General features: G+C 31.9%; 21 protein-coding genes. 4 read left to right on the forward strand and 17 right to left on the reverse strand.

Annotation, left to right across the window (positions count from 1 at the left end; translation table 11 throughout):
- Nucleotides 1–48 precede the first annotated feature (48 nt).
- From NGI30_RS08935 to NGI30_RS08950, 4 genes are all read right to left on the reverse strand, one after another.
- Nucleotides 49–738: an HAD family hydrolase gene (locus NGI30_RS08935; RefSeq protein WP_251943398.1), complete on the reverse strand. Its 690-nt coding sequence runs from the start codon at nucleotides 736–738 to the stop codon at nucleotides 49–51.
- 268 nt (nucleotides 739–1006) lie between these two features.
- Nucleotides 1007–2086 (reverse strand): branched-chain amino acid aminotransferase, encoded by a 1080-nt coding sequence (locus NGI30_RS08940; RefSeq protein ID WP_251518659.1) that lies wholly within the window; start codon nucleotides 2084–2086, stop codon nucleotides 1007–1009.
- Between the two features lie 134 nt (nucleotides 2087–2220).
- Nucleotides 2221–3165 (reverse strand): NAD-dependent epimerase/dehydratase family protein, encoded by a 945-nt coding sequence (locus NGI30_RS08945; protein ID WP_251943400.1) that lies wholly within the window; start codon nucleotides 3163–3165, stop codon nucleotides 2221–2223.
- Between the two features lie 155 nt (nucleotides 3166–3320).
- Nucleotides 3321–4250 (reverse strand): LysR family transcriptional regulator, encoded by a 930-nt coding sequence (locus tag NGI30_RS08950; protein ID WP_251943402.1) that lies wholly within the window; start codon nucleotides 4248–4250, stop codon nucleotides 3321–3323.
- 117 nt (nucleotides 4251–4367) lie between these two features.
- On the opposite strand from NGI30_RS08950, the gene NGI30_RS08955 reads away from it, so the two are divergent.
- A complete protein-coding gene (locus tag NGI30_RS08955; protein WP_251518656.1) occupies nucleotides 4368–5549 on the forward strand; it encodes an MFS transporter in 1182 nt (393 codons plus the stop codon).
- 52 nt (nucleotides 5550–5601) lie between these two features.
- Here NGI30_RS08955 and NGI30_RS08960 read toward each other — a convergent pair whose 3' ends face one another.
- Entirely contained in the window at nucleotides 5602–6015 is a 414-nt protein-coding gene (locus NGI30_RS08960) for an SRPBCC domain-containing protein (protein WP_286009876.1), read from the reverse strand.
- Between the two features lie 163 nt (nucleotides 6016–6178).
- Nucleotides 6179–7543, reverse strand: coding sequence for an amino acid permease (locus NGI30_RS08965; RefSeq protein WP_251943404.1), 1365 nt, complete (start codon nucleotides 7541–7543; stop codon nucleotides 6179–6181).
- A 415-nt stretch (nucleotides 7544–7958) separates the two neighbouring features.
- On the opposite strand from NGI30_RS08965, the gene NGI30_RS08970 reads away from it, so the two are divergent.
- The 3 genes from NGI30_RS08970 to NGI30_RS08980 all read left to right on the forward strand — a co-directional run bounded on the left by NGI30_RS08970 (nucleotide 7959) and on the right by NGI30_RS08980 (nucleotide 11428).
- A complete protein-coding gene (locus NGI30_RS08970) occupies nucleotides 7959–8966 on the forward strand; it encodes a fatty acid desaturase (protein WP_251943406.1) in 1008 nt (335 codons plus the stop codon).
- A 276-nt stretch (nucleotides 8967–9242) separates the two neighbouring features.
- The gene (locus NGI30_RS08975; RefSeq protein ID WP_251943408.1) at nucleotides 9243–10187 is read left to right on the forward strand and encodes an agmatinase family protein; all 945 of its coding nucleotides are present in this window, start codon (nucleotides 9243–9245) and stop codon (nucleotides 10185–10187) included.
- A 17-nt stretch (nucleotides 10188–10204) separates the two neighbouring features.
- Nucleotides 10205–11428 (forward strand): Nramp family divalent metal transporter, encoded by a 1224-nt coding sequence (locus NGI30_RS08980; RefSeq protein WP_251518647.1) that lies wholly within the window; start codon nucleotides 10205–10207, stop codon nucleotides 11426–11428.
- Between the two features lie 497 nt (nucleotides 11429–11925).
- Here NGI30_RS08980 and NGI30_RS08985 read toward each other — a convergent pair whose 3' ends face one another.
- The 11 genes from NGI30_RS08985 to NGI30_RS09035 form a co-directional block, all read right to left on the reverse strand.
- Nucleotides 11926–12822 carry a LysR substrate-binding domain-containing protein gene (locus NGI30_RS08985; RefSeq protein ID WP_251943410.1) on the reverse strand — a complete coding sequence of 299 codons (897 nt, stop codon included), beginning with the start codon at nucleotides 12820–12822 and terminating at the stop codon, nucleotides 11926–11928.
- Between the two features lie 1652 nt (nucleotides 12823–14474).
- On the reverse strand, nucleotides 14475–15314 hold the full coding sequence (locus NGI30_RS08990; RefSeq protein ID WP_251518643.1) for a sialate O-acetylesterase: 840 nt from the start codon (nucleotides 15312–15314) through the stop codon (nucleotides 14475–14477).
- A gap of 48 nt (nucleotides 15315–15362) precedes the next feature.
- Complete coding sequence (locus NGI30_RS08995) at nucleotides 15363–16325, reverse strand: ornithine cyclodeaminase family protein (protein ID WP_251518641.1); 963 nt, start codon at nucleotides 16323–16325, stop codon at nucleotides 15363–15365.
- Nucleotides 16326–16527: 202 nt separating this feature from the next.
- On the reverse strand, nucleotides 16528–17457 hold the full coding sequence (locus NGI30_RS09000) for an LCP family protein (protein WP_251943412.1): 930 nt from the start codon (nucleotides 17455–17457) through the stop codon (nucleotides 16528–16530).
- A 15-nt stretch (nucleotides 17458–17472) separates the two neighbouring features.
- The gene (locus NGI30_RS09005; protein WP_286009867.1) at nucleotides 17473–18615 is read right to left on the reverse strand and encodes an aminotransferase class I/II-fold pyridoxal phosphate-dependent enzyme; all 1143 of its coding nucleotides are present in this window, start codon (nucleotides 18613–18615) and stop codon (nucleotides 17473–17475) included.
- Nucleotides 18616–18620: 5 nt separating this feature from the next.
- Nucleotides 18621–19238, reverse strand: a complete 618-nt coding sequence (locus NGI30_RS09010; RefSeq protein ID WP_251943414.1) for an acetyltransferase — start codon at nucleotides 19236–19238, stop codon at nucleotides 18621–18623.
- Nucleotides 19238–19831 carry a sugar transferase gene (locus NGI30_RS09015; protein WP_251943415.1) on the reverse strand — a complete coding sequence of 198 codons (594 nt, stop codon included), beginning with the start codon at nucleotides 19829–19831 and terminating at the stop codon, nucleotides 19238–19240. The genes NGI30_RS09010 and NGI30_RS09015 overlap by 1 nt, the downstream gene beginning before the upstream one ends.
- A 3-nt stretch (nucleotides 19832–19834) precedes the next feature.
- Entirely contained in the window at nucleotides 19835–21082 is a 1248-nt protein-coding gene (locus tag NGI30_RS09020) for a glycosyltransferase family 4 protein (protein WP_251943417.1), read from the reverse strand.
- A 27-nt stretch (nucleotides 21083–21109) separates the two neighbouring features.
- Complete coding sequence (locus NGI30_RS09025; protein ID WP_251943419.1) at nucleotides 21110–22315, reverse strand: O-antigen ligase family protein; 1206 nt, start codon at nucleotides 22313–22315, stop codon at nucleotides 21110–21112.
- 34 nt (nucleotides 22316–22349) lie between these two features.
- The gene (locus NGI30_RS09030; RefSeq protein WP_251943421.1) at nucleotides 22350–22958 is read right to left on the reverse strand and encodes a hypothetical protein; all 609 of its coding nucleotides are present in this window, start codon (nucleotides 22956–22958) and stop codon (nucleotides 22350–22352) included.
- Between the two features lie 596 nt (nucleotides 22959–23554).
- Entirely contained in the window at nucleotides 23555–24673 is a 1119-nt protein-coding gene (locus tag NGI30_RS09035) for a glycosyltransferase family 4 protein (RefSeq protein ID WP_251943424.1), read from the reverse strand.
- Nucleotides 24674–24686: the final 13 nt, after the last annotated feature.

Consider the following 24686-nt stretch of genomic DNA (forward strand, 5'->3'; position numbering starts at 1 on the left):
ATTCAGATGTTTTACTAATAATATTATAAACCCAAAGCTTTGCTCTTATTATTTAATAATTTTAATAATTTCATTTGCGGTTTCGAAGACATAATCTGCTTTAGTGAACTCTTCTTCTAAGCCTACGCCAGTTAATACAGCTACACTCAAACCAAGATGAGCATTTACACCTGTTTGTATATCATTAGCGGTATCACCAACAATCATGACATCTTGTGGTGCTACATCGTAGTGATGAAATAACGGATTCAATACTTCAGCGTTCGGTTTTTCTACCGCATCCGCTTCTGTAGAAATCACAACATCAAAATAATGTTCAAGTTGTGTTGCTTCTAAAAATTGTTCAACACCTACTTTAAAATCACTCGTCACAATACCTAAACGGTAACCATCCTTTTTCAATGTGTCTAAAGTGTCGGTAATACCTTCAACTAAAATATTTTCAGGAACACGTTGATCCACTAAAGTTTGACTTCGGCGTTGTGCCCACTGCGTTACATCTTGACCTGCAATTTCGCAAAACGCCTTGATCATTTCATCTAATGCACCGGAAGCCATGATTGTTCCCGGTTGAATCTCGCCATCAATCACACCAAGCTGACGGTAAGCACGATCCACGTCATTGATATTTTCTCGATATTCATCCATAAAATCATCGACGAGTTGCAGACCTATCTTCATCCAACTACGGTCAAAATAAATTAATGTACCGTCTTTATCAAATAATATCCATTCCATGTTGCTACATCTCCTACATCATTACATATTTCCTCTTTAATTATATTCACCATTTAAGTTTAATACATTAATTTTTGATTTCCTAGAAATGTGACTAATATAAAATAGGAGCAGGACAGAAATCTAATTTTCTAATTGAGATTTCATTGTCCCACCCCAGTAAAGATGACTAGCGTTGTACGAAACTTGATATAAGCTTTAGCTATCTACTGTCTAGTTGATTAAAAAAGTCTGAGACAGCTCATTTTGCCTCAGACTCAATTGATTATTATTCATATCTTGGTACTACAACTCTCCAGCCTTCTGGATCATCCAATTTACCGCTTTGAATGCCTACGTAGTTGTCGTAAAGTTTTTGCGTAATCTCGCCTGTTTCATTGTTGTTGATAACGATTTCTCTATCTTCGTATTTCAACTTACCGACTGGTGAAATAACTGCGGCAGTACCTGTACCAAATACTTCTGTAAGTTCACCTTTATCGTATGCTTCAAATAGTTCATCAATAGATACGTGGCGTGTTTCAACTTCGTAGCCTAATTTTTGTGCTAATTCAATAACAGTCTTACGTGTAATACCTGGTAAGATACTTCCATTTAATTCAGGTGTAACAATTTTTCCATTTTCAACGAAGAAAATGTTCATGCTACCAACCTCTTCGATATATTTACGTTCAACACCGTCTAACCATAGCACTTGGTCGTAACCTTCTTCTGCTGCATTCGTTTGAGATTTAAGGCTTGCTGCGTAATTTCCTGCAACTTTCGCAAACCCAACGCCTCCACGCACGGCGCGCACATATTCATCTTCTACATAAATCTTCGTAGGTGTTAATGACTCTCCGCCATAATAGTTACCAGAAGGAGATAAAATAATTAACATTTGATATGATTTTGCAGGTCTTACACCTAATACGCCTTCAGTTGCAAAGACAAATGGACGAATATAAAGTGATTGACCATCGCCTTCTGGAACCCAGTCACGTTCGACATCTACAAGTTGTTTAAGCCCTTCTAATAATAATTCTTCATCGACTTTAGGCATTTCTAGTCTTTCTAATGAGTTATTAATACGCTTAAAGTTCTGAGATGGACGGAATAAGTCAACTTCTCCATCATGTTTATATGCTTTCAATCCTTCAAACACTGCTTGTCCGTAATGAAGTGCTTGAGCAGCTGGAGATATTTCGATTGATCCGTATGGCACAATCTTTAAATCATGCCATCCTTTATCGGCATCATATTGAAAACTTAACATATAATCCGTGAAGTGCTCCCCAAATCCTAAATCTTTTGGGTCTGGCTTTTCTTTTAATTGTTGTCGCTCTACAAATTGTATTTTTTCTGACATGATTTATCCTCCCAAAGCTTTCAAAGTTTGTATATTAAATTATATCAATGTGAATAACTTGATTCAATGAATTTTCGAAATATTTAAACTTTAACACAATTATCTAATTGTTTTATATACAATAAATGATGAAGTTATTTCTGTTTAATAGCCTCTAACATAACCTCAGTCATTTTGTTGAGATCATATTTCGGGTCGAATCCCCACTCTGCTCTAGCACAACTTACATCTATACTATTCGGCCAACTATCTGCTATGGCTTGTCTTTGCGGATCAACGTCATAACTTAATTCAAAATCTGGTAAATATTCTTGATTAGATGCTTTAACCATTTCTGGTTCAATACTCATCGCACTTAAATTATAAGCATTACGGTTAATCAATTTCACACCATCTGCTTCCATCAATTGAATGATAGCGTCGATCGCGTCATCCATAAACATCATATCCATATAAGTATCTTGTGCAATATAGCTCGTGTATTTACCTTGGCGTACTGCTTGGAAGTATATATCCACGGCATAATCTGTCGTGCCGCCACCAGGTTCTTTAACATGTGAAATCAGCCCTGGAAATCTAACACTACGCGTATCCACATTAAATTTCTCAAAGTAATATTGGCACAATAATTCACCAGCAACTTTGTTAACGCCATACATTGAAGTCGGTCGTTGGATTGTAACTTGAGGTGTGTTTACTTTTGGAGTAGATGGGCCAAATGCGCCAATTGAGCTTGGAGTAAAGAACTGTAAATCATATTCACGTGCTACTTCTAAAGCATTCATTAAACCACCCATATTTAAATCCCAAGCAAATATCGGGTTCTTTTCTGCTTTCGCCGACAATAAAGCTGCCATATGCATTAAAGTATCAGGCTGAAATGATTCAACTAATTGGTTCATATGTTTTCTATCAGTCACATCTAAAATTTCAAACGGTCCATTTGAAAGTGATGATGCTGGTTCAGGTTCTCTTATGTCCGTAGCCAACACATTGTCATTACCATATAAGGATCTACACTTTAACACAAGTTCAGTACCAATTTGTCCTAAAGCGCCAGTTATCATAATTTTTTTCATTATAAATCTCCCCTTTGTTTACTACAGAAACGTGTTGTGTTCTCTAGATGTACAAATATATTATTATTAACTATATTATAGAACATTATAATTGATTTGTATACTTAGAGTGAACAAAAGCGTAATATCAAGGAGATAAGTATCCTTATTGTGTACTATTTTCCATCTTTGTATTTGATACGATACGGAAAAACAACTCTCATTAAATAATCTACAAATGTCTCAATCGTCGTTAAATTATTACTATCTTTATGCGTCATAGCTACAAAGTGAAGGAAATAATCAAACGGCGCTCCAATTGTTACCATTTCTACCATACCACTTGCGATATAAGGATCGTCTTCTAACATTAACCTTGAGACAATACTTACACCTAATCCCTCAGATATTGTTTTAATTAATACACTCGGATTGTTTGTTTTGAAAACAATTTTTAACGGGCCGTTTTTATCTTCAAAGTTCTTTAAGTTCTCATGATAAAAATTGCGATCATAAAGTACAAAAGGATATGGCTGTATCATTGATAAATCTACATTTTCTCGTAATGATAATTTTGACTTTTTCGGTACAATCAAACGAAAGTCTGTCGAAATATTTAATGGGTAACTCGTTAATGTCTTAGCAAATGTTTCAGATTCACGTTTTCCTATTAATCCAATATCAACTTCATTGTTTTCCATCATTTTAATCACTTTATCTTTATCACTTTCGAACACTTGAACTTCAATATGAGGGAAATCTTTCTTAAAAGCAGATAAAGCTTTAGGAATAATCTTATTAAATAACGTCGGTATCGTCGCAATTTTTAGAGATCCTGTTAGATTACTCTTTAACGAATCGACTTCTTGTAATAACTGTGTACGCGCATCTAAGATATCAATAATATATGGAATAATACGTTGACCAATTTCAGTTGCAAAAGTACCTCTTCTAGATCGCTCGAATAATTGGTACCCTAACTCAAATTCTAAAGCGCGCAAAGACTGGCTCATTGCAGACTGGCTTACATGCATTTTATCAGCCGCTTGAATGATAGATTCCAATTCATATATCTTTTTTACATAGGTAAGTTGTTCAAAATTCATATTTAGCTCCTTTATATAAGCTTTACTTATATTAATATCATTAATCTTAATTATACATAAGTATGCATAATTTATTATAATGAAAATATTCAATAAATGTAGGGGTGATTCTGTTTTATGAATGAAAAGTTATGGACGAAAGATTTTATTACAGTAACACTCGTTAATTTTCTAATGTATTTAATACATTATACTTTAATCGTTACAGTAACGACGTATGCAATTCATACGTATCATGCCTCAGAAAGTATGGGTGGTCTAGCAGCCGGCATCTTTATCATTGGGATGTTATTTGGCCGACTCTTATCCGGTCGATTTATCGATCATCTTAAGCCAAGAAAGGTATTGCTATACGGTATTATATTCTCAATTATTACCGTAGCACTTTATTATACAATTAATAGCTTAACGATCTTAATGTTAGTCCGACTCATTCACGGCTTTGCATTTGGTATATCTTCTACAGCTACAGGTACCATTTCTTCACGTATTGTACCAGAAAAACGTAAAGGTGAAGGTATTGGCTACTATGCACTTAGTGTCACATTAGCTTCAGCTATCGGACCATTTTCAGGTATTATTTTAAGTCAACACTTAGGTTTTAAATCTATCTTTAATGTAAGTTTATTATGCATTGTATTATCACTTATATTAACTTTATTTATTAAAAATCTTCCAAAAACAACTAGTCTACAAAATGCACAACAAAGTCAACCTAAAGGTATTGATGCATTCATTCAACGAGAAGCGCTACCTATCTCTATCGTGGTAGCTTGTGTAGGTATTGCTTATTCAAGTGTACTATCATTCTTGTCAGCTTATACTGAACAAATTAATTTAGCATCAATTTCTAGTTTCTTCTTCGTTGTTTATGCTGTAAGTACTTTTGTTACAAGACCATTTACTGGTAAAATCTACGATAAATTCGACGAAAACAAAGTAATGTATCCAGTGATGATTAGTTTCATCATAGGGTTATGCTTGCTAGGCATGACGCACACAAGCTGGTTATTACTTATTTCAGCAGTATTCATCGGTATAGGTTATGGTACGATTGTTCCTAGTGCACAAGCGATTGCAGTGCAACAATCACCTAAGAAAAATATTGGACTCGCAACTTCAACATTCTTTATGTTTGCTGACTTTGGTGCCGGCATCGGACCATTTGTATTAGGTATTATCATTCCACTCGTAGGCTATAGATTCTTATATATCATTATGGGCATATTAGTACTGGTTTCAATCGGTCTTTACTACCTATTACATGGTAAAAATGTCCCGTATCAACACAATCATTAATCAACAAAAAAGCTGAGGTTTACGTACTAACGTAAACCTCAGCTTTTTGCGTTTATAAATCAAGTTGATTTTTAATTTCGTTTGTTACTTCATCAAAGTTGTAATTTTGTTGGTCAAGTGGTGAACCTTTTTCTACTAACTGCTGTATACTTTTCATATGAAATTGCCATCCTGTAAAATCAGCTGCAATATGTGGAAACTCGTGAGGTAAATGTTCTTCAAGTGTTATTTGAGTTGCACCTTGTATTTCAGCTAATACAAACTTCACAGTACCTTTATCCCACGTGAAACCTACTACCTTGTTTGGCTCGTAATGCGTGATTTCCATTTCTTGTCGAGTATCTTCCATATTAAATACCACTGTGCCACCAACTTCTTGGTCTTTAAATGACAATTGAGGGAACCATTGTTGTATCCCTTCAGTCGTACTTAAATAAGGAAATACCTGATCCGTAGTGGCATCAATATGTTATATGACATTTTGAGTGATACCTTGTTCGCCCTTCAAATATTTTACTTCCATTACATTTACACTCCTTGATTTCATTATAAGGTTCACATCTACTCTATTAGGTTATTCCTTTTTACAAATTACACAAAACCTCTATAAAGAAATTTAGAAACAAAAATTACTCATTCGTAGATTTAGATTTTTTCATCATAAACCAGTAAATAATGCCAAGTAAGATAAACCACAATGGAGATAGAACTACGCCCATGCGTGTATCAGGTGCAATAAATAAAAGCACTAATACAAAGACAAAGAAGAGTTGTACCACTCTCGCACTATGAATACCTCCTGGTAATTTATAATGGCTTTTTTTATGTTTTTCAGGATTATTCTTAATATATTTAATGTAAGCGTAAACGATAAACATCCATACAGCTACAAGTAAAATCGTTGATATCGCAGTTACATAGAAGAATACTTGCGTTGCGTTTGGTATAAAATAGTTCAGCAACACTGTAATCGATAGCAATAAACAAGTAACTAAAATGGAAATTACCGGTACCCCACGTTTATTTGTTTTCATTAAGTAACGGTTCGTCTGTTTTTTCTCGGATAAGCCATGTAGAATACGACTATTTGCGAAAATACCACTGTTACAAGCAGATGAGGCAGCTGTTAATACAACAAAGTTGATAACGCTTGTAGCAAAAGGAATACCAATAATTCCAAATAGACTAACAAATGGACTATCATTTGGATCGATTGTATTCCAAGGCATAATCGTCATCATTACAGCTAAAGCACCAATATAAAATAATAATATTCTCACTGGAACACTATTAATTGCTTTAGGAATTGTTTTGTGAGGATCTTTCGTTTCCCCAGCTGTAATACCTAGCATTTCTAAGCCAGTAAATGAAAAGACTACCATCTGGAATGACATAAAGAAACCAGATGCCCCATGAGGGAAGAAACCATCATGTGAGACTAGATTACTTAAGCTAGTCTTACCATATGGCGTGTGAAATGCAAAGACAATCATCACTATTCCAATCACAATAAGAAAGACGATTGTAATTACTTTAATAATAGAGAACCAAAATTCAAGTTCCCCGAATACTTTCGTACTTGTTAAATTAAGTAACATTAAAATTAATACACACGATAGTGAAGTAATCCAGTTAGGTAAATCAGGTAACCAAAATTCTACATATTTTGCAACAGCGGTGATTTCTGCCATCCCTGAAGTAATCCAAGTTAGCCAATATGTCCACCCTGTCACAAATCCTGCAAATGGCCCTATTTCATCATGCGCAACATCTGCGAAAGTCTTATAACCTGTATTAGACAATAATACTTCGCCCATTGCACGCATAAATATAAATAGGAATAGACCTACAACAGTGTAAGTTAATAAGATCGAAGGCCCAGTAATACTTATAGATTGACCTGCCCCTAAGAAGAGACCTGTACCAATGGAACCACCAATGGCAATGAGTTGAACATGTCTGTTACTCAGCTCTCTGTTTAAACTATTCTGCATCTAATTACTCCCATTCACTTTGTTTTAAAAAGCATTATTAAATGACTAAATAGTGTTTACAACCTCCTTTAATATGTAAACGACTATTTTGCATCATTTGAAAAAACTAAATTAATGCTTTGTTGTATAATATTCTTTTTTTCAGAAAATTACAACTACTTTCAAAGTAAAAATGACTTAATTTCATAAAAATCTGTTGGGAATTTAGTCCAATTTCAATAATTTTTCTTTTCATTTTCTAGCATAGCCTTAAATCAAAAGACACAAATTTTTTTAAAAATCAACTAAAACATAAGTATTTTTTATAATATTAGACTAAAGTTATAAATATTTGTAATCGCAAATTTAATTTTATATAATAAATCCATGCTACAGAGAAACAGAATAAAAGCTTGTAGTGAAAAGGTTGGTAAAGATGGAAAAAGAAAAAAAGAAACAATTATTCAAAAATGTAAAGCCATTTGCGAAAACAAATCATAAAAAAAGTGCTATTCAAATAATGAATACATTATTACCATTAGCGATAATACTCATAGCAAGTTTACTTTTATTTCAAATTCATTGGTCACTTGCAGTTATTAGCAGCATCATCGCTTCAATATTTTTAGTTCGAACATTCATTATATTTCACGATGCATGTCACGGCTCTTATTTGAAAAAGCAATCACATAATAAAATACTTGGTAACATTACAGGTTTCCTTACGTTTTTTCCATATGAAAGATGGCGTAGAGAACATCTTATTCATCATGCCGGGAACGGTAATTTAGAAAAACGAGGAACTGGCGACATTTGGGTAATGACTGTCACTGAATATAGTGAAGCCACTAAGTTCAAACGTTTATGTTATAGAATATATCGTAATCCATTTGTGATGTTTGTCATTGGTCCATTCTTCTTAGTATTTGTATCAAACCGCTTTAACGTGAAAGACGCAAAAATGAAAGAACGTATCAATACATGGGCTAATAACGTGCTATTGTTATTAGTGTACGGTGGCTTATTTTATTTGTTAGGTCCAGCTCAATTTTTAGCTGTATTCTTGCCTATGGTATTCATCTCAGGAATGATGGGTATTTGGTTGTTTTACATCCAGCATACTTTTGAAGATTCTTATTTCGAAGAACCTTCTGAGTGGGACTATGTCAAAACTGCGATTGATGGCAGTTCATACTATAAACTCCCTAAATTTATGCAATGGGTAACAGGTAACATCGGTTATCATCATGTACACCATTTAAATCCTAGAATTCCTAACTATGAATTAGAGACAACACATGAAAACGTCACACCATTGCAGCATGCAACTACGATTTCAATAGCTGAAAGTCTTAAATCGTTAAAATACAAATTATATGATGAAAGTCGTAAACGTTTTATTACTTTTAAAGAGTATACACGCCAATATAAAGCGACTTATTAAAGCAAATTAAAAAAGAGAGCGGGACAGAAATCTAATTCTCTAATAGAGGTTTCGCAGTCCCGCAAGTTGCCAAAGAGTCTGAGACACCTATTTTGTCTCAGACTCTCTTTTTATTTTTCACATAAACCAATAAAAGTATAATATACGTCCCCTTACCCAAATAAGCGTGTTCCAATTTTCAAAATGTGGTTATTATCGGGTTTTAGTTTTCAGACTTATTTGAAATGTCCGACTATTAACTATATAATTGTTTTCAATAAAGGGGATGATTAAATTATGAAACAAAATATTTACGGTAATGTACCTTGCTTTTTAAATGGAAAAAACTTAACACAATCACAATCGTTAGATACAGATGTGATTGTGTACGGTGTCCCATTTGAAGGTGAAAGCACATGGGGTGACTATACAGGCGTTGAACTTGGCCCTAAGCAAATTAGAGTAAGTTCAGCCCGTTATAGTCAATATTTACCTGAACTTAATCACATAGATATTAGTGAGCATTTATCTTTAGGAGATGTTGGAGACGTTCCTTATATTGCGCATAATAACGAAGAAAGCTATAAAAATATTGAAGCATTTGCCAAAAAACTATGGGAAAGTGAAAAATTCTTAGTCGGTTTCGGCGGAGAACACGGCGTCACATATCCAATTTTAAAAGCACTAACAAATACCGGCAAAAAAGTCGGTATCATACATCTTGATGCACACTATGATAATATGCCTGATTATGAAGGCGAAATATATGCCCGTAATACACCTTTTATGCATTTATATAACACTGAAGGTATACGAAATGAAAGTATTATTCACACAGGTATTCATGGACCACGTAATAAACCAGAAACAGGTCGTTATGCACAAGAAGCTGGTGCAGTAACGCTAACGATTAATGACATTAGAAATGCGAATGATTTAAAACAATACGCACGTGACATTTACAAACAGGCAAGTCAAGATGTCGATGTAGTATATCTGACGATTTGTAGTGATGTATTGGACTTCGCCTTTAACCCTGGTGGCCCGGTGGATGGTAATGGCCTCAGCTCTTATGAATTACTCACGATGATTTATGAATTCGCATCATTAGGTATTTGTGGCATGGACTATGTAGAAGTTTATCCAATGAATGATGCAAACCAAAACTCAGCCCATTTCGTTTCAACTGCGGTATTATACGTCTTAGCTGGTCATGTTGCTTATTTAAATAAAAATCAATAATACGAGGAGTGATTACCATGTTGAAAAACACGAGTAAACTGTTGAAGTCACTTGGACCTGGGATGATTATCACTGCCTCATTTATTGGACCTGGTACCGTTACGACTATGTCTCAAAGTGGAGCCGGTTTCGGTTATAGCTTGTTATGGGCTGTACTATTTTCAATTATTGCAACAATTGTATTACAAGAAATGATTATTCGACTATCGCTCGTTACAAGAGAAGGCTTAGGCGAAGCAATTCAAGATTTATTTGCACATAAAGTCGGCAAACTTATTCTCGTCTGCTTTACGTTGATCGCAGTAACAATTGGCTGCGCCGCTTATATTAGTGGAGACCTAATTGGTACTTCCTTAGGTGCTTCATATTTACTTCATTTACCTGAACACGTCGTAGCCCCTATTATCGGACTAATTATTTTACTCATTGGTTTATTTGGGAACTATCAGATACTCGAAAAAATTATGATCGGTTTAATGGTAGTTATGGGCATTATTTTTATCACTACAATGATTATTATCCGTCCCGATGTTATTGGTATTCTCAAAGGGATTTTTATCCCTTCACTACCCGATGGATCATTGTTAACTGTAATCGCTTTAATCGGAACAACAGTCGTACCTTACAATTTCTTTATTCATTCAACTGCAGTTCATGAACGCTTCGATAGTATTAAGGCGCTACGTTTCGCACGATGGGACACAATCATATCTATTTCAATCGGAGGAATTATCTCAGCAGCAGTACTTATTTCGGCTGCTAGATTAATGCACGGAAAGAAAATCACAAGTGTTATCCAACTTGCTGAACCTCTGAAGCCATTATTAGGAGATGCTGCTCCTATCGCAATAAGTATCGGACTATTTGCTGCAGGTTTATCCTCTGCAATAGCCTCTCCAACTGGTGCTGCTGCGACGATTAGTAGTTTGTTAAAATGGGATAAAGGCATGAACAGCAAAAAATACAAAACCGTATTCGCCTGTATCATATTAATAGGTATGATTACCTCTGCATTAGGATTCGAACCATTGCAAGTACTTCTTGTCGCTCAAGCACTCAATGGCATTATCCTCCCAACGGTAGCTATTTTAATATTTATCATTATAAATAAAAAAGGACTCATGGGTTCTCATGCAAACAATATATGGTTAAATATCATTGGTGGTCTCGTCGTTCTCGTTGTTACATTTCTCGGTATTTATAGTTTAGTAGATGCAATCAATAACTTTATTCATGCATAATCGAAATGAAGTCATTTATCTTAATACAACGATTTGAAGGTTGATACATTAAAAATAGCGTCCCAGATTACATTGGACATTGATGTAATCTGGGACGCTATTGATTTGAAGAGATATTGAACAATGAGGGGGATAAACAACCTGTGTCGTTTCAACTGTTTTGTATGTGATATAAATGTAAAAGCAGAATTAAACAGAGCGATACTAATATTCTGCGACTAACCTAAGATAGTTATAAGACATTAACAATTTAAGATGGTATGAGAACTATATAAGTACTATAGCCTTTTCAATAATAGAGATACCATACAATAGCAGCATTATTTCAATCGTCTCTGAAGTTTATATCATGGCTGCAATGCAATAATGGTTATGATTCGATTCAGAATTGAGAACCCCCTACAAGGTTATTAAATTATTTCTTCACCTATGATAAAAATACATAGTTGGAATATATTATATTCGTTTAAGGCATGCTTTAAAATGTGGAACTTCCATTATATATTTTTTGGACAGTCGGTCGTGGACCCTTTTAAAAATTCAATTAATTCACGTGTAGCAAAGTTCATATAATTACCTTTCTTCCAAATAACACCTAAATTCCATGAATCATCCGCCCCTTCTAAAGGTATACCAACAAGTTCATCATTTAAAATCTTCACGATACTTTCGGGCAAAACAGTTATACCAATACCATCCATAATCATATTCTCTATAAATGTAATCTGAGACATTTTAGCAATCGTTTTCGGTTCGAAACCTACATTTCTACAACTCTCAAAAAATTGATCTTTCAAATAGTAATCATCGTGAAACATTAAAAAATACTCATCTTTCAAATCTTTCAAATGAACAGCGTTCACGTCCGCATATTTAGAGTCTTTATTTACTACAAGTAACAACTGTTCAGTATATAAAGGTATTGAGTCATAAATATCATCGTTCACTGGTAATGTCGTTATACCAACATCAATTTCATCATTATTTAAAAATTGTTTAATGGCCTTTCCGCCACTTTCAATTACTTCATACGTTACATTAGGATATTTATTATGAAATTGTTTCAAACGTCCCGTAAAAAATCTTACATTCAGTATTGCAGATATCCCTAATCGAATATGCCCACTATCAAGATTCATAACATCTCCCATTTCAGATGTCATATCTTCAATTACTGCTAAAGTTTCCACACATTTTTCATAAAACACTTTCCCTACATCTGTTAAGTCGATGTGCTTTTTACTACGATCAAATAACTGGATAGAAAATTCATCTTCTAATAACTTTATATTCTTACTGATTGTTGATTGTGCAATAAATAATTGCTCAGATGCTTGAGTCATGCCTCCACGTTTAACAACCTCGACGAAATACTTCATTTGTTTAAATTCCATGCTTTGCTCCTCACAATACACATTTATTTTTCACCCGTTTAAAATTTAAATAATAATCTAAAAACAAGCACGTCATTGTATCAATATATTAATATTTTATTTTACAATATAATTACTATTACTAATAATTATAATTACAGCGACTTAATAATACAAATGTTATCAGTCCTTATTTCCAATTAATTTCCAAAAAATAGAACCACTTAACGTTAGGTTTTTAAAAATTTTTAATTATTTTTAAATAGCGTTTTTCGATAAAATTTACTCTGTTTTTAACTGAAAATTTGAATATATATTCTACAAAAAATCACTATAAATATCTAAAAAAATTGTCATTGTTTCTACAAGACTCATTTATTGATTTAAATTTAAATTAAATATACAAATCGCTTTACAATGCGATCCATCTGTGTCCGAGTTTTGAAATCCCTACAAAATCACTATATTATAACTGTGTTGAATAAAGTTGAAAAACATCATTAATTGTCACCTTACTCAATTTGTAAAAATTCTAATTACCGTTTAAATATTAAATAAGCGTGATAAAACTTTTTATTAAATTTTCTGAATATCTTGAATTTAAAATGTTTGAATTCGAGATAAATTGGTTAAAGATTACTGCTCAAATTAAACTGTAGAAATAAAAAAGATAAAATCATCTTAAGCCATGATTGTATTTTCAATAACTATACTTAGAGAGAGAAATTAATAGTTACTCTGAACATATTATACTTAGATTATTTTTTATTTTTACAAATTAATATGTTCGAGCTTAAAATCATTGGGTTATATTATTCATGTATGATCATTTGAAAATAAGGAGGGATTTCGATGGTACACCGTTTCTTAACACTTTTAGGTCAATTCTTCTACGATGAGATTGGTTATTATGGTCAAGATAAACCTTATACAAAATAATTTTATTTTGTAACTAATTACAAAGGAGGCTTTACCATGATTGAAGATATTTATGAAGCTTTCATCGGATTCATCAAAAGAATCGGACTTTAATTTTCTAAAGCAACCAGTTTTTTAGATTTCTAAGTGCATTGCACTTAACATACTATACTAATCAAAGGGGGCTTTTTAAATGTTACATCGTTTCTTAACACTTTTCGGTAAGTTCTTCGACGACGAAATCGAATATTATGGTCAAGACAAGCCTTACACTAAATAATTTAAGCTTAATCAATTCAATCTAAAGTAAAGGAGGCTTTACCATGATCGAAGATATCTATGAAGCATTCATCGGATTCATCAAAAGAATCGGACTTTAATTTTCAAATTGGAACAACGACAAATTCAATCAGTTTTAATCATATAAATTAAAGTATAAGGGGGCATTTATAATGTTACATCGTTTCTTAACACTTTTCGGTAAATTCTTCAACGACGAAATCGAATATTATGGTCAAGATAAACCTTACACTAAATAATTTAAGCTAATATTAGTATTAAATTAATAAAGGAGGCTTTACCATGATTGAAGATATCTATGAAGCTTTCATCGGATTCATCAAAAGAATCGGACTTTAATTTCTAATTAGAATTTTTTTTGGCAAAAATTCTTAATTATTAGGCTGTATAATTTTTGCGGTTGATGGAACACGGATTCCACCAACCGCCTTTTTGTTTCATGTATAACATAATTTTTAATAAAGGGACTGCATTTGCTTCTCAAAATCTTCGTATGATATTTGATTTCTAGATAATTTAGCTATAAGCATATACATCTTTTCATTTTTCGTATATTTCTTTTTCGTTAACTTAGATTCAATATTCTCTTCCCCATTTAATGGTACATCCACATTACTTCTCTCATTAAACGCTTTATAATAACGCATACCAAACTTACGTTGTGATAATGCATCAATATGGATACCGTCAGGATTTGGCGTTAACGCTTGTGCTGTAACGAAATAACAATTGTCTTTTTGTTGCGCAACTTCTTGAATACATGTATTAATATGTTGAAATTCAGGCGCACTGAGACCGAAACCTTGCTGTCCGAGATAATCTCCTAATAACCCCATCACGAAAGGACACTCTGGCTTATTAAACGTTTCTCTTAAATAATCAATGAGACCTTTCAATTTTTCACTATAAGTCGCATAATTACCGTTTAAACTATCACTTTCACCTTGATGCCACAATATGCCGATAAGATCACTCGATTCCATTGCAAACTGAGTTTCTGCAATTGCATGTCTCGTTAACATTTGATCTTTCGCCCATTCATCAATTGATGTACCTCCATCAGCACAAGGAATGAGCCCAATTGTTTCATTTGGGTGCGCATCTACCCACATTTTAGCGAAAGAGGCTGCTGGACCGATACCAGCAACTGCTCGATCACTATGAATCGGTTCATCCATCATTTGCCAACGACCATTGCGCAGTACAAATATACGTTCATCTATAATTGGTTCCACTTGATTTGTGAACCCTCGACCAGCCATATTAGACTGCCCGATAAGTAACACTGATTTCATATTTTTCTTCCTCCAAACAATCTATTTCATAAAAACTGTTATTGACCTTTACGATTCATTTTGTTGTTTGAACTTTTGATAAAAATAGTTTGCCACTACAATATCAACAATAGCTAAACCTACTGATTTAAATACTGTCTTCTCTTCCTCTGAAGTTCGTCCATCGAGCTGGCCTGAAACGATACGACCTAACTCACCATATAAATCGTCTTTATTAAATTCACCTTCAGAAATAGGCGTCACTAAATCACCAGTTTCCTCTAAAGCTGCTTCAGCCGATTCAACGACAACTTTATCTGCAGATGAAACCACATGTGTCGGTAACTCTTGCATTTCAGGTTTAAACGATCCTACTGCATTCACATGTACACCTGGTTTCAACTCATTATTGAATACTGGTTCTGAGGCATTCGTTGCAGTAACAATCACATCGGCTTGATGAATAGCGTCTTCCACATTTTCAAAAACTTCAACGTCTAAATCTGAATGTTGACTCTGCACTTTCTCTGAAAATTTAACTGCTTTATCATATGTGCGATTAAAGAATTGAATGCGTTTAATATTTCTTTCTGCAAGTACTGCTTCAATTAATCCTTCAGCTTGATCTCCCGTACCAACTACACAAAGTGTTTCAGCATTTTCTTTCGCAAGGTAACGTGTTGCAACGCCTGAAATCGCACCTGTACGAATCTTCGTTAAGTATGAACCTTCTAGAACTGCTAACGTTTCCCCCGTTTCATAATCTGACAAAATGACCGAACCAACAATTGTATTTTTACCAATCTTCGTATTATTCGGTGCCATCGTAACCGTTTTTAGACCAACGATCTTTAGTTCATCAGATAAAGCCGGCATAACAAGATATCGATTATCCTCATTAAATGGCAAAACATAACGCAACGGTGTTTCGGTTTTACCTTCCGAATATGCCTGTAACGATTCTGCTACCGCATCCACAACCTCTTTCATATTTAATAATTCTGCTTGTTTTTGTTCATCTATAAATAACATCATTACACCTCTTTAACTTGAATTTTATCATTTAAAACTTTCAAAAATTTTTCTTTATATTCATAATAGCAATTATATAAATTTCAAATGACGTTCTCCTTCATTATCATATGAATATGAAACAGACACAATGATAATGTTTATGGTAAATATAAAAACCCGACAACATGACGTTGTCGGGTTAAGTTGAAAAATGATGGTGTTATTTTAAATTTAAATTTTTCTTATACGCATTGATAATGGCATCATTATTACCTGGATAGAAATAGTAAATACCATCTTCACCTTTTTTATTTTGTCCTTCTAAAGTGTGACGATTCACTTTATTTTGTGCATTTTTATAATCCGAACGAATACCATTTAGCTCAGTGATACTTAAGTCTGTCTTAACGTTATCGCCTGCTGCATCAAATATACCGTTCATCTTAGGAATAGAACTTGGTTGTAATGCTTTCTTCGCTACCGCTTCAATCACGAGTTGTTGACGTACCTGACGCCCTTCATCGCCACCAGCACCTGGTTCCTTTCTACTGCGCATAAAGTTCATTGCTTCTTTACCATCCATATGATATTTCTTCCCTTTTTTAAAATCATATCCTTTGATAAAGAAAGAAGCATTGCTGACTACATCTACGCCATCTAACTCATCGATGACAGTGGATACGCCGTCCATATTAATTGCGGCATAATGATCAATCGGCACATCCATTAATTTTTCTACTGATTTAACCGCCATGTCTGGCCCGCCATATGCATAAGCATGATTGATCTTATCTTCTTTATGCTTTCCTACAATTTCAGTTCTTGTGTCTCTTGGTACACTAATCATTTCTACTTTTTTATTTTTCTTATTAATTGACATTAAGATGATAGAATCCGAACGCTGACCTTCATTCTGTTGATGTCGCACCTTGTCATCATCAATACCAAACAAAGCTATAGAAATCGGTTCACCCTTTTTCACTTTGCCCTGCCTTAATTCAGAGTGATCTCCACGGTCAAGCGGATTATTAATCGCAGTATTCAAAGCTGTTAACTTGTAGAAAATAAAAGCAGCTACTAATAACACACCAATCGCTAAGATAATGAAGCAAATGAGAATAATCTTTTTAGTTTTGGATTTTTTCTTCATATTGGTGACAGATCCTTACTTGTCACTATTTAAATCTTTAATTATTTGAATAACTCGATCCTGTTGTTCAGCTTGCATGTCAGAACTTGATGGAAGACAAATACCATTTTCGAATAAAGCTTTTGCATTATCACTATTTAATTTTATGAAGTCATAATTTGAATACAGTGGTTGTAAATGCATTGGTTTCCATACTGGACGAGCTTCGATGTTTTCTTTTTCTAAAGCTTCAATAACATCCTTAGATGAAAAACCAGCTTTTTCAGGATCAATCGTTAATGCAGTAAGCCATCTATTAGATTTAGAATTTGTAATCTCTGGTTGGAATTCGAACCCATTAATATTTCCTAATGATTGTTGATATTTTTCAAAAATGCTACGTCTTATACTCACCCTGTTATCTAAAACTTCCATTTGTCCTCTTCCAATACCTGCAGAGATATTACTTAATCGATAATTATAACCTAATTCACTATGTTCATAATGAATGGCTTTATCTCTAGCTTGAGTTGATAGGAATAATGCGTGATCTCTTGAAACCTTATCATTAGTAACTAACATACCACCGCCACTTGTAGTGATAATCTTATTACCATTAAATGAATAAATGCCGTAGTCACCAAAGCTCCCACTTTTCTTACCGTTATATTCTGAACCTAAAGACTCCGCTGCGTCTTCAATCAACACAACATCATATTGATTACAGATTTCACGAATTTCATTTAATTGAGCTGATTGCCCATATAAATTCACAACTATTACAGCTTTAGGTTTTTGTCCTAATTGTTCATACTTTTCAAAGGCTTTTTTTAATGCTTCTGGAGACATATTCCATGTATCTAGCTCGGAGTCAATAAATACTGGTTGAGCCCCTTGATAGAGAATTGGATTTGACGTAGCGCAAAACGTTAAAGAAGAACAAAATACGATATCGTCTTGACCTACATTACTTTCTATAAGTGCAAGATGTATTGCTGCTGTTCCACTACTCACTGCTAAACCTTCTCCAACGCCTGTATAACGTTTGATATCATTTTCAAATTCTGTAACATTTTCACCTAATGGAGCTATCCAATTTTTTTCAAAAGCATCTTCTATATATTTTTGTTCATTACCGCCCATATGTGGTCTCGATAAAAATACTCTTTCTTTTTCCACTATATTCACTCCTTTGGTTTGGCAGGTGTGCCTATAACTGTTTGTTCTGAAGGTACATCTTCAATTACAGTAGCTCCTGCACCGACAATACTATTACTGCCAATTTTCACTTGAGGTAGTACGTTAGAACCAATTGCGACATGTGCTAATTCACCTACTGTTACACCACCAGCTAAAAGTGCGCCTGGTGAAATGTGGACATAATCCTCAATTACATTGTCATGCTCTACAACTGCTCCTGAATTCACAATTGCATGATTTCCTATACGAGTATCCGCATTTATTACAACGAGGGGCATTACGACTGTACCTCTCCCTATTGAACTAAATGGACTTATAATGGCTGAAGGATGTATAAGCGTAGCGAACTGTTCTATATTCAAACCATATTTCAAAACAATTTTTTCTCTAACATGATTATTACCAATCGCTATAATAAAAAAATGGTCCGATGAATACTTATTAATATTGTTTAAATTATCAAAAAATAAATCATCTTGTTCATAATAAGATTCAATCGCATTATCTAAGTAGCCAACTAACTGATATTCACCTTGAGCTAAAATAATATCCCTAATGACTTTAGAATGACCACCTTTACCAATCATAATAAGTTGTTTCATTAGCTATTACCTTTAAACCTTTCCATTGTGACATGTGCATCTGCACTAATATCTTTTTTCTTTAAAACATTCTCAACTGTTTTGTATAAAATATACATATCTAATTTGAATGATTGGTTTTCAGCGTACCAAACATCTAATTTAAATTTTTGTTCCCAAGTAATTGCATTGCGTCCATTGATTTGCGCCCATCCGGTAATCCCCGGTTTTACGCTGTGCCTTTTTCTCTGTTCTTCATTATATAACGGCAAATATTCCATCAATAAAGGTCTAGGGCCAACTAAACTTAAATCACCTTTAAGCACATTAATAAGTTGAGGCAATTCATCAATACTTGCACTTCTTATTGTACTACCTAGTTTAGTCATCCTTTGTTCATCAGGTAATAATTCACCATATTCATCTTTTTCATCAGTCATCGTACGAAATTTGTATATTTCAAATGGCACTTCGTCTTTACCTGGTCGTGTTTGCCTAAATAACACAGGTTTATCTAATTTTTTAGCAATCAAAATAGAAGATACGACAATAATAGGAGATGTTATCACCAAACCTATTAAGCTAACTGTAAAGTCAAATAATCTTTTAAGCAAAGTTTACACCTCCTCATTTTCTATTACTTTTATTAATTTTGAAGTTAACTTTTCAAAATCAAATTCGTGCGCCGCACTTCTTGCATTTTCACCTTGTTCAAATGATTTTCTTTCATTATTAGACATTTCTATAATAGCATTAGCTATCATATCAGGTGTTTGTTTATCAAGGCACACACCTGCATTAAACCTATCTATTACGCTATAACCTGTTTGATAAGTCTGTAAAATTGGCTTCCCAGCTGCCAAATACTCAAATAATTTATTCTGACTTTGCCCGTATTTATTTAGTTGCGTACTTTTATTATGAAGAATGTTAGCATAGGATTGTTTTAAAATAGAAGGTATATATTTTTTTGGTACACTACCTTTAAACTCAATATTTGTTAAACCTAACTTCTGCACTTTATCTATTAAATATTCTCTTTCGTCACCATTTCCGTAGATTAAAATTTTTATATCTGATTTTTTATACTTGTTTTGTATAAGGTCCGCCGCTTCAACTAAAACCTCTATATTATTCACTTTTCTAATAGATCCTGTATATACGAACGCTTTTATATCATATTCTAGATTTTTATTTACAAAAAAGTTTTGACTATTGTAATCAAAATCACTTAAAACTACACCATTGCTAATATGGTATATTTTATTTTTGTTTATTTTATTAAACCATCCTTTATTTTTGATATAGTCTTTACCACCCTCCCATGTCATTATAATTGCGTCCGCTTTTTGGTAAATTATCTTTTCACATTTGTACATAAGCTTGCTTAGTATATTTTTTTCACTTAATATTCCGTAAGCTACAATACTTTCTGGCCATAAATCTCTAATCTCCACTATACAAGGGATATTTAATTTCTTTGCTATTCTTAACCCAACCATCAAAGTTAATGGGTGGACACTAGAGGCCACAATAATATCCGGTTTCCCATATTTACTCACAAATTCATTAGATAGATTCAATAAATTTTTGCTAAATGTTAATATGTTTATGATTCGTTTATAATTATTTTTTTCGTATAAACTTGATTTCACGAAAATAAATGGTATATCATTTTTTATTTTTCTTATATACTTACCACCGTTCAAACTAATTACATCTTTTGAATTATGACGCGTATTAGCGCAAAAAATACTTACATCATACCCATTATTTTTTAAATTTTGGCTGAACCAATAATGTCTACCGCCTTCATTAAAATAATTATCTGTTGCATAATGATTTAAAATCCATACTTTTTTCATATACAATCTCCCTTTTAAATGCTTAAATTATTTATGATTCTTACTCAATGAAGTCTCAATTACTACACTTAATCCCACAGCTAAAATAAACCATTGTAATAAACCTACTGATAATTGGTTTTGAAATAATGTTATTTCAAAAGATTGATGTACTAAAATACCTACAAAATAACTACCTACTAATCTTGCTATAAAATTATTTCTTAATTTAGTTAACCCATGCCAAATCACAAGAAATAAAAGTATATTTAAAAACAAACCAATGTAGCCTATTTGCATTAATATATTTAAATATAAATTATGCGGCGACTGATCAGTAGCAATTAAATCACTTGCTAAAGTACCAGGCCCATAACCTAAAAATAGCTTTTGATTAATCATTTCTATTAATGGAACCCACAATACATTTCTACCTGACATGATACTTTTACCTGTATGGGTTACCATCCATTGTTCAGCTGAATTAAAAAAGGAAAAGGTAGGTAATATAGGGTAGACAAATACAAACATTAATATAGCTGAAATTAATAAAATAAAGAATATAAATGATAAAATCTGTGATTTACTAATGTACTTCCAAAAAGAGAATATAACTATAGAAACAAAAACACTTAATAAAATTGATCTAGCATCACTTGCTAATATTAATATAAAACTCATAAATAAAATTAAAGAATATAAAAGTTTCTTTTTTGAATATCTAAATCCTAATATCAAAAAAAATGATGAATAAAACATATACGGCCCAATTAAATTTGAATTATTATAGATACTAGCAAACATTCGTGGACATCCAGATATAATCCAAATTATGAAATGAAAAGTAATAAATAAAGTTACAAAGAGGTTAATGAATTTTAATTTTGAATAGTCAAACTTAATACAGGATACAAAAACTAATAAATTAAAGCATGATAACATCTGCAAGGTATTAATTAGGTCTTTCAAATCATACCTATTATTAATTACAGAAAAAAAACACACTACAGTAGAAATTATTATAATAAATAAAATAATAAACTGTAACGGCAAAAAATTCTTTTTGACAAATATAAAGATTAATATTCCTATTGTTGAAACTAATAAAGTCGATATAAGAGATAATAATCCTACTATTTTCAAGGAAGACTCCATTGCATTCATAGAACCTATAAGAATTAGTAGATATAAACAAACGGTTATTAATGTGGATACTTTAATTTCAAATTTTCCAGTTTTTTGGATATTTTCCATTATCATTTCCTCCTTCCTTTAGATATTTAAATTACTAATCCTCGACTTCTAACTTTAATAGAATGAATATTTCAATAATAACTTTTAGAAACATTGAAACTAACTGTGCTAATGCAATTGATAAAAGTGAGTGATTAATTAAAACCAAGAAAATTGATAAAACTATAAAAATCAACAAAATAGAAATATCTAAAACTGATTTTTTTATTATTGAATAGTATTTCAATATAAAACTTCGTACTATACTATCTACGCATACTAACCCAAAAGTAAATACCACTATAAAATAAATACTTTGGATATTATCATAATATTCATCATATAATAATTTAATTATTAATAGTCCTATAAGATAAGAAAGAGAAGATACTATTATAAATATAATTGGTAATAATAATAATAGTTTACGTTTAATTTGCTTATTAATATTATTAGATTTAGCTAAGTAACTTAAAATTACAGTTGACATCATATTAAAAGGAAGGATCATAAGTTTAGTCGGCAGTGTAGCTATATAAAACACTGTAACACTTGAAGCACCCAATAATATGTTTATAAGAAAACGATCTGAATAGTTCATTAAGGAAGCTGAAAAACCAGATAACATTAAAAAATTTAAAGAAGCATAACTAAAATCATTCATATTATACTCGAAAAACTTATTTATATTTATTTTCAATAAAATGTAAATAATTATATTTACTAATAATTCAATAACTATAAATGACAACAATATCTCCGAGATAGTTAATGGGTTTATAACCAATACTAAAACATACATTAGGCTTAAAATTAAGTTAATAAAAAGTATAAAAATATAATTTTTATGTACTCGGTACCAAACTATTAGAAACATTCTACTAGTTGTTAATATTACTAAAATTGAAATTAAAAGATAACTTAGAGTATTGAATTTCGTAAAGAATAAAACCACGAAAACCATTAATAAAATCAGTAAACAATAAACTATCATCTTTTTATAAAAAATATAATATGTTTTCACTTCACGAGATTGATCAATATAAATATTTAGTTTTTTTTGATAAAGATTTGTAAAACTGGTAGCTATAGTAACGGTAAAAACATTAAAAATTCCATATAACAATAGAAAAAAACCAAACTCTTTTTGCCCTAAATGACTTTCAAAAATCGGAAATAAAATTATTTGTTGAACAGCCAGAAATAATGCTTGGGACAAAATATTTAAGAAAATATCTTTGAGAAATTTCATGTATATTTTCAATTTTCATTTAAAATATTTATATATATTTTTTGATGATTTCTAGCGTTACTTTCCCAACTAAATGCATTTTTATTTATATTACTGATTTTTACTTGAAGTGAGTTATACTCTTTATAAATTTTTTTGAATTTATCGATAAGCTCCTCGTCATTATTGGGATTCACCGCATAACCCACTCTTCCATTTTCGAAGTAATTATCAAACCCTTCATTTTTTGTATATAGAAGAGGTAAATTTTGAGTTAATGCTTCTAAATATACTAAACCAAACGTTTCATGAAAGGAGACCATAGCAAATATATGCATTGATTTCATAATATTTATTAATTCGTTTTTTGATTTTTTTCCTAAAAAAACTACATTATGGAATCTTTTTAGTTTTTCATAATATTCATTTTCAATCACTTCTCCTATTACATAAATATTTATTTTCTTATTGAAATTTTCATCATTTAAATTTCTAGCTATAAAATCTATATTTTTATTTTTCATTATTCTTCCTATAAAAAGAACGTTAATTTCATCTTTTATCACTTTATTTTCATTATTAGCATTATTAATCCAAAAATCATTAATGCCATTTGGGATTACGATTGACTTTTCAGCAACTTTACTTCTTGTATTTTCATTCTTAAATAATTTAACAAGAAATTTTTCTTTATATGATTCAGAAAGAAAAATTATTTTTTTTGCTTTGTTAATTATATTTTTAGCAACAGGATACAAGTGTTTAAAATATTTTAGATAATAATTAACGTCTGTATTTCTTATAGTAACTACATATGGTCTATTAGAAATGTAAGCCTGATATCCATCTGAAAATAAAGTATGAGCATGTACTATGTCATACTTAGTATAATCAACTTCTAAACTTTTAACCCAATTATTAATTTTTCTTTGTTTTCTAAAATATAAGAATCTATCAGCTTTATTAATTATTTGAGAATTATAAATTTTCGAATTTGTTTCTAATAAATTTGAGTTAAGATGTTTATTATCCGCTTTTTTCCTAGGCATTATTACATCATTGTAAATGTTAAAATATTCTAACCTTCTTAACATCTCACTATATAAAGGTGAATGTAAATAATTACTGTTTATATGCAATATTTTCAAACAGATTCCCTCT

It is taken from the genome of Staphylococcus sp. Marseille-Q5304 (assembly GCF_943737015.1).
In the GTDB taxonomy this organism is placed as follows: Bacteria; Bacillota; Bacilli; order Staphylococcales; family Staphylococcaceae; genus Staphylococcus; species Staphylococcus hsinchuensis.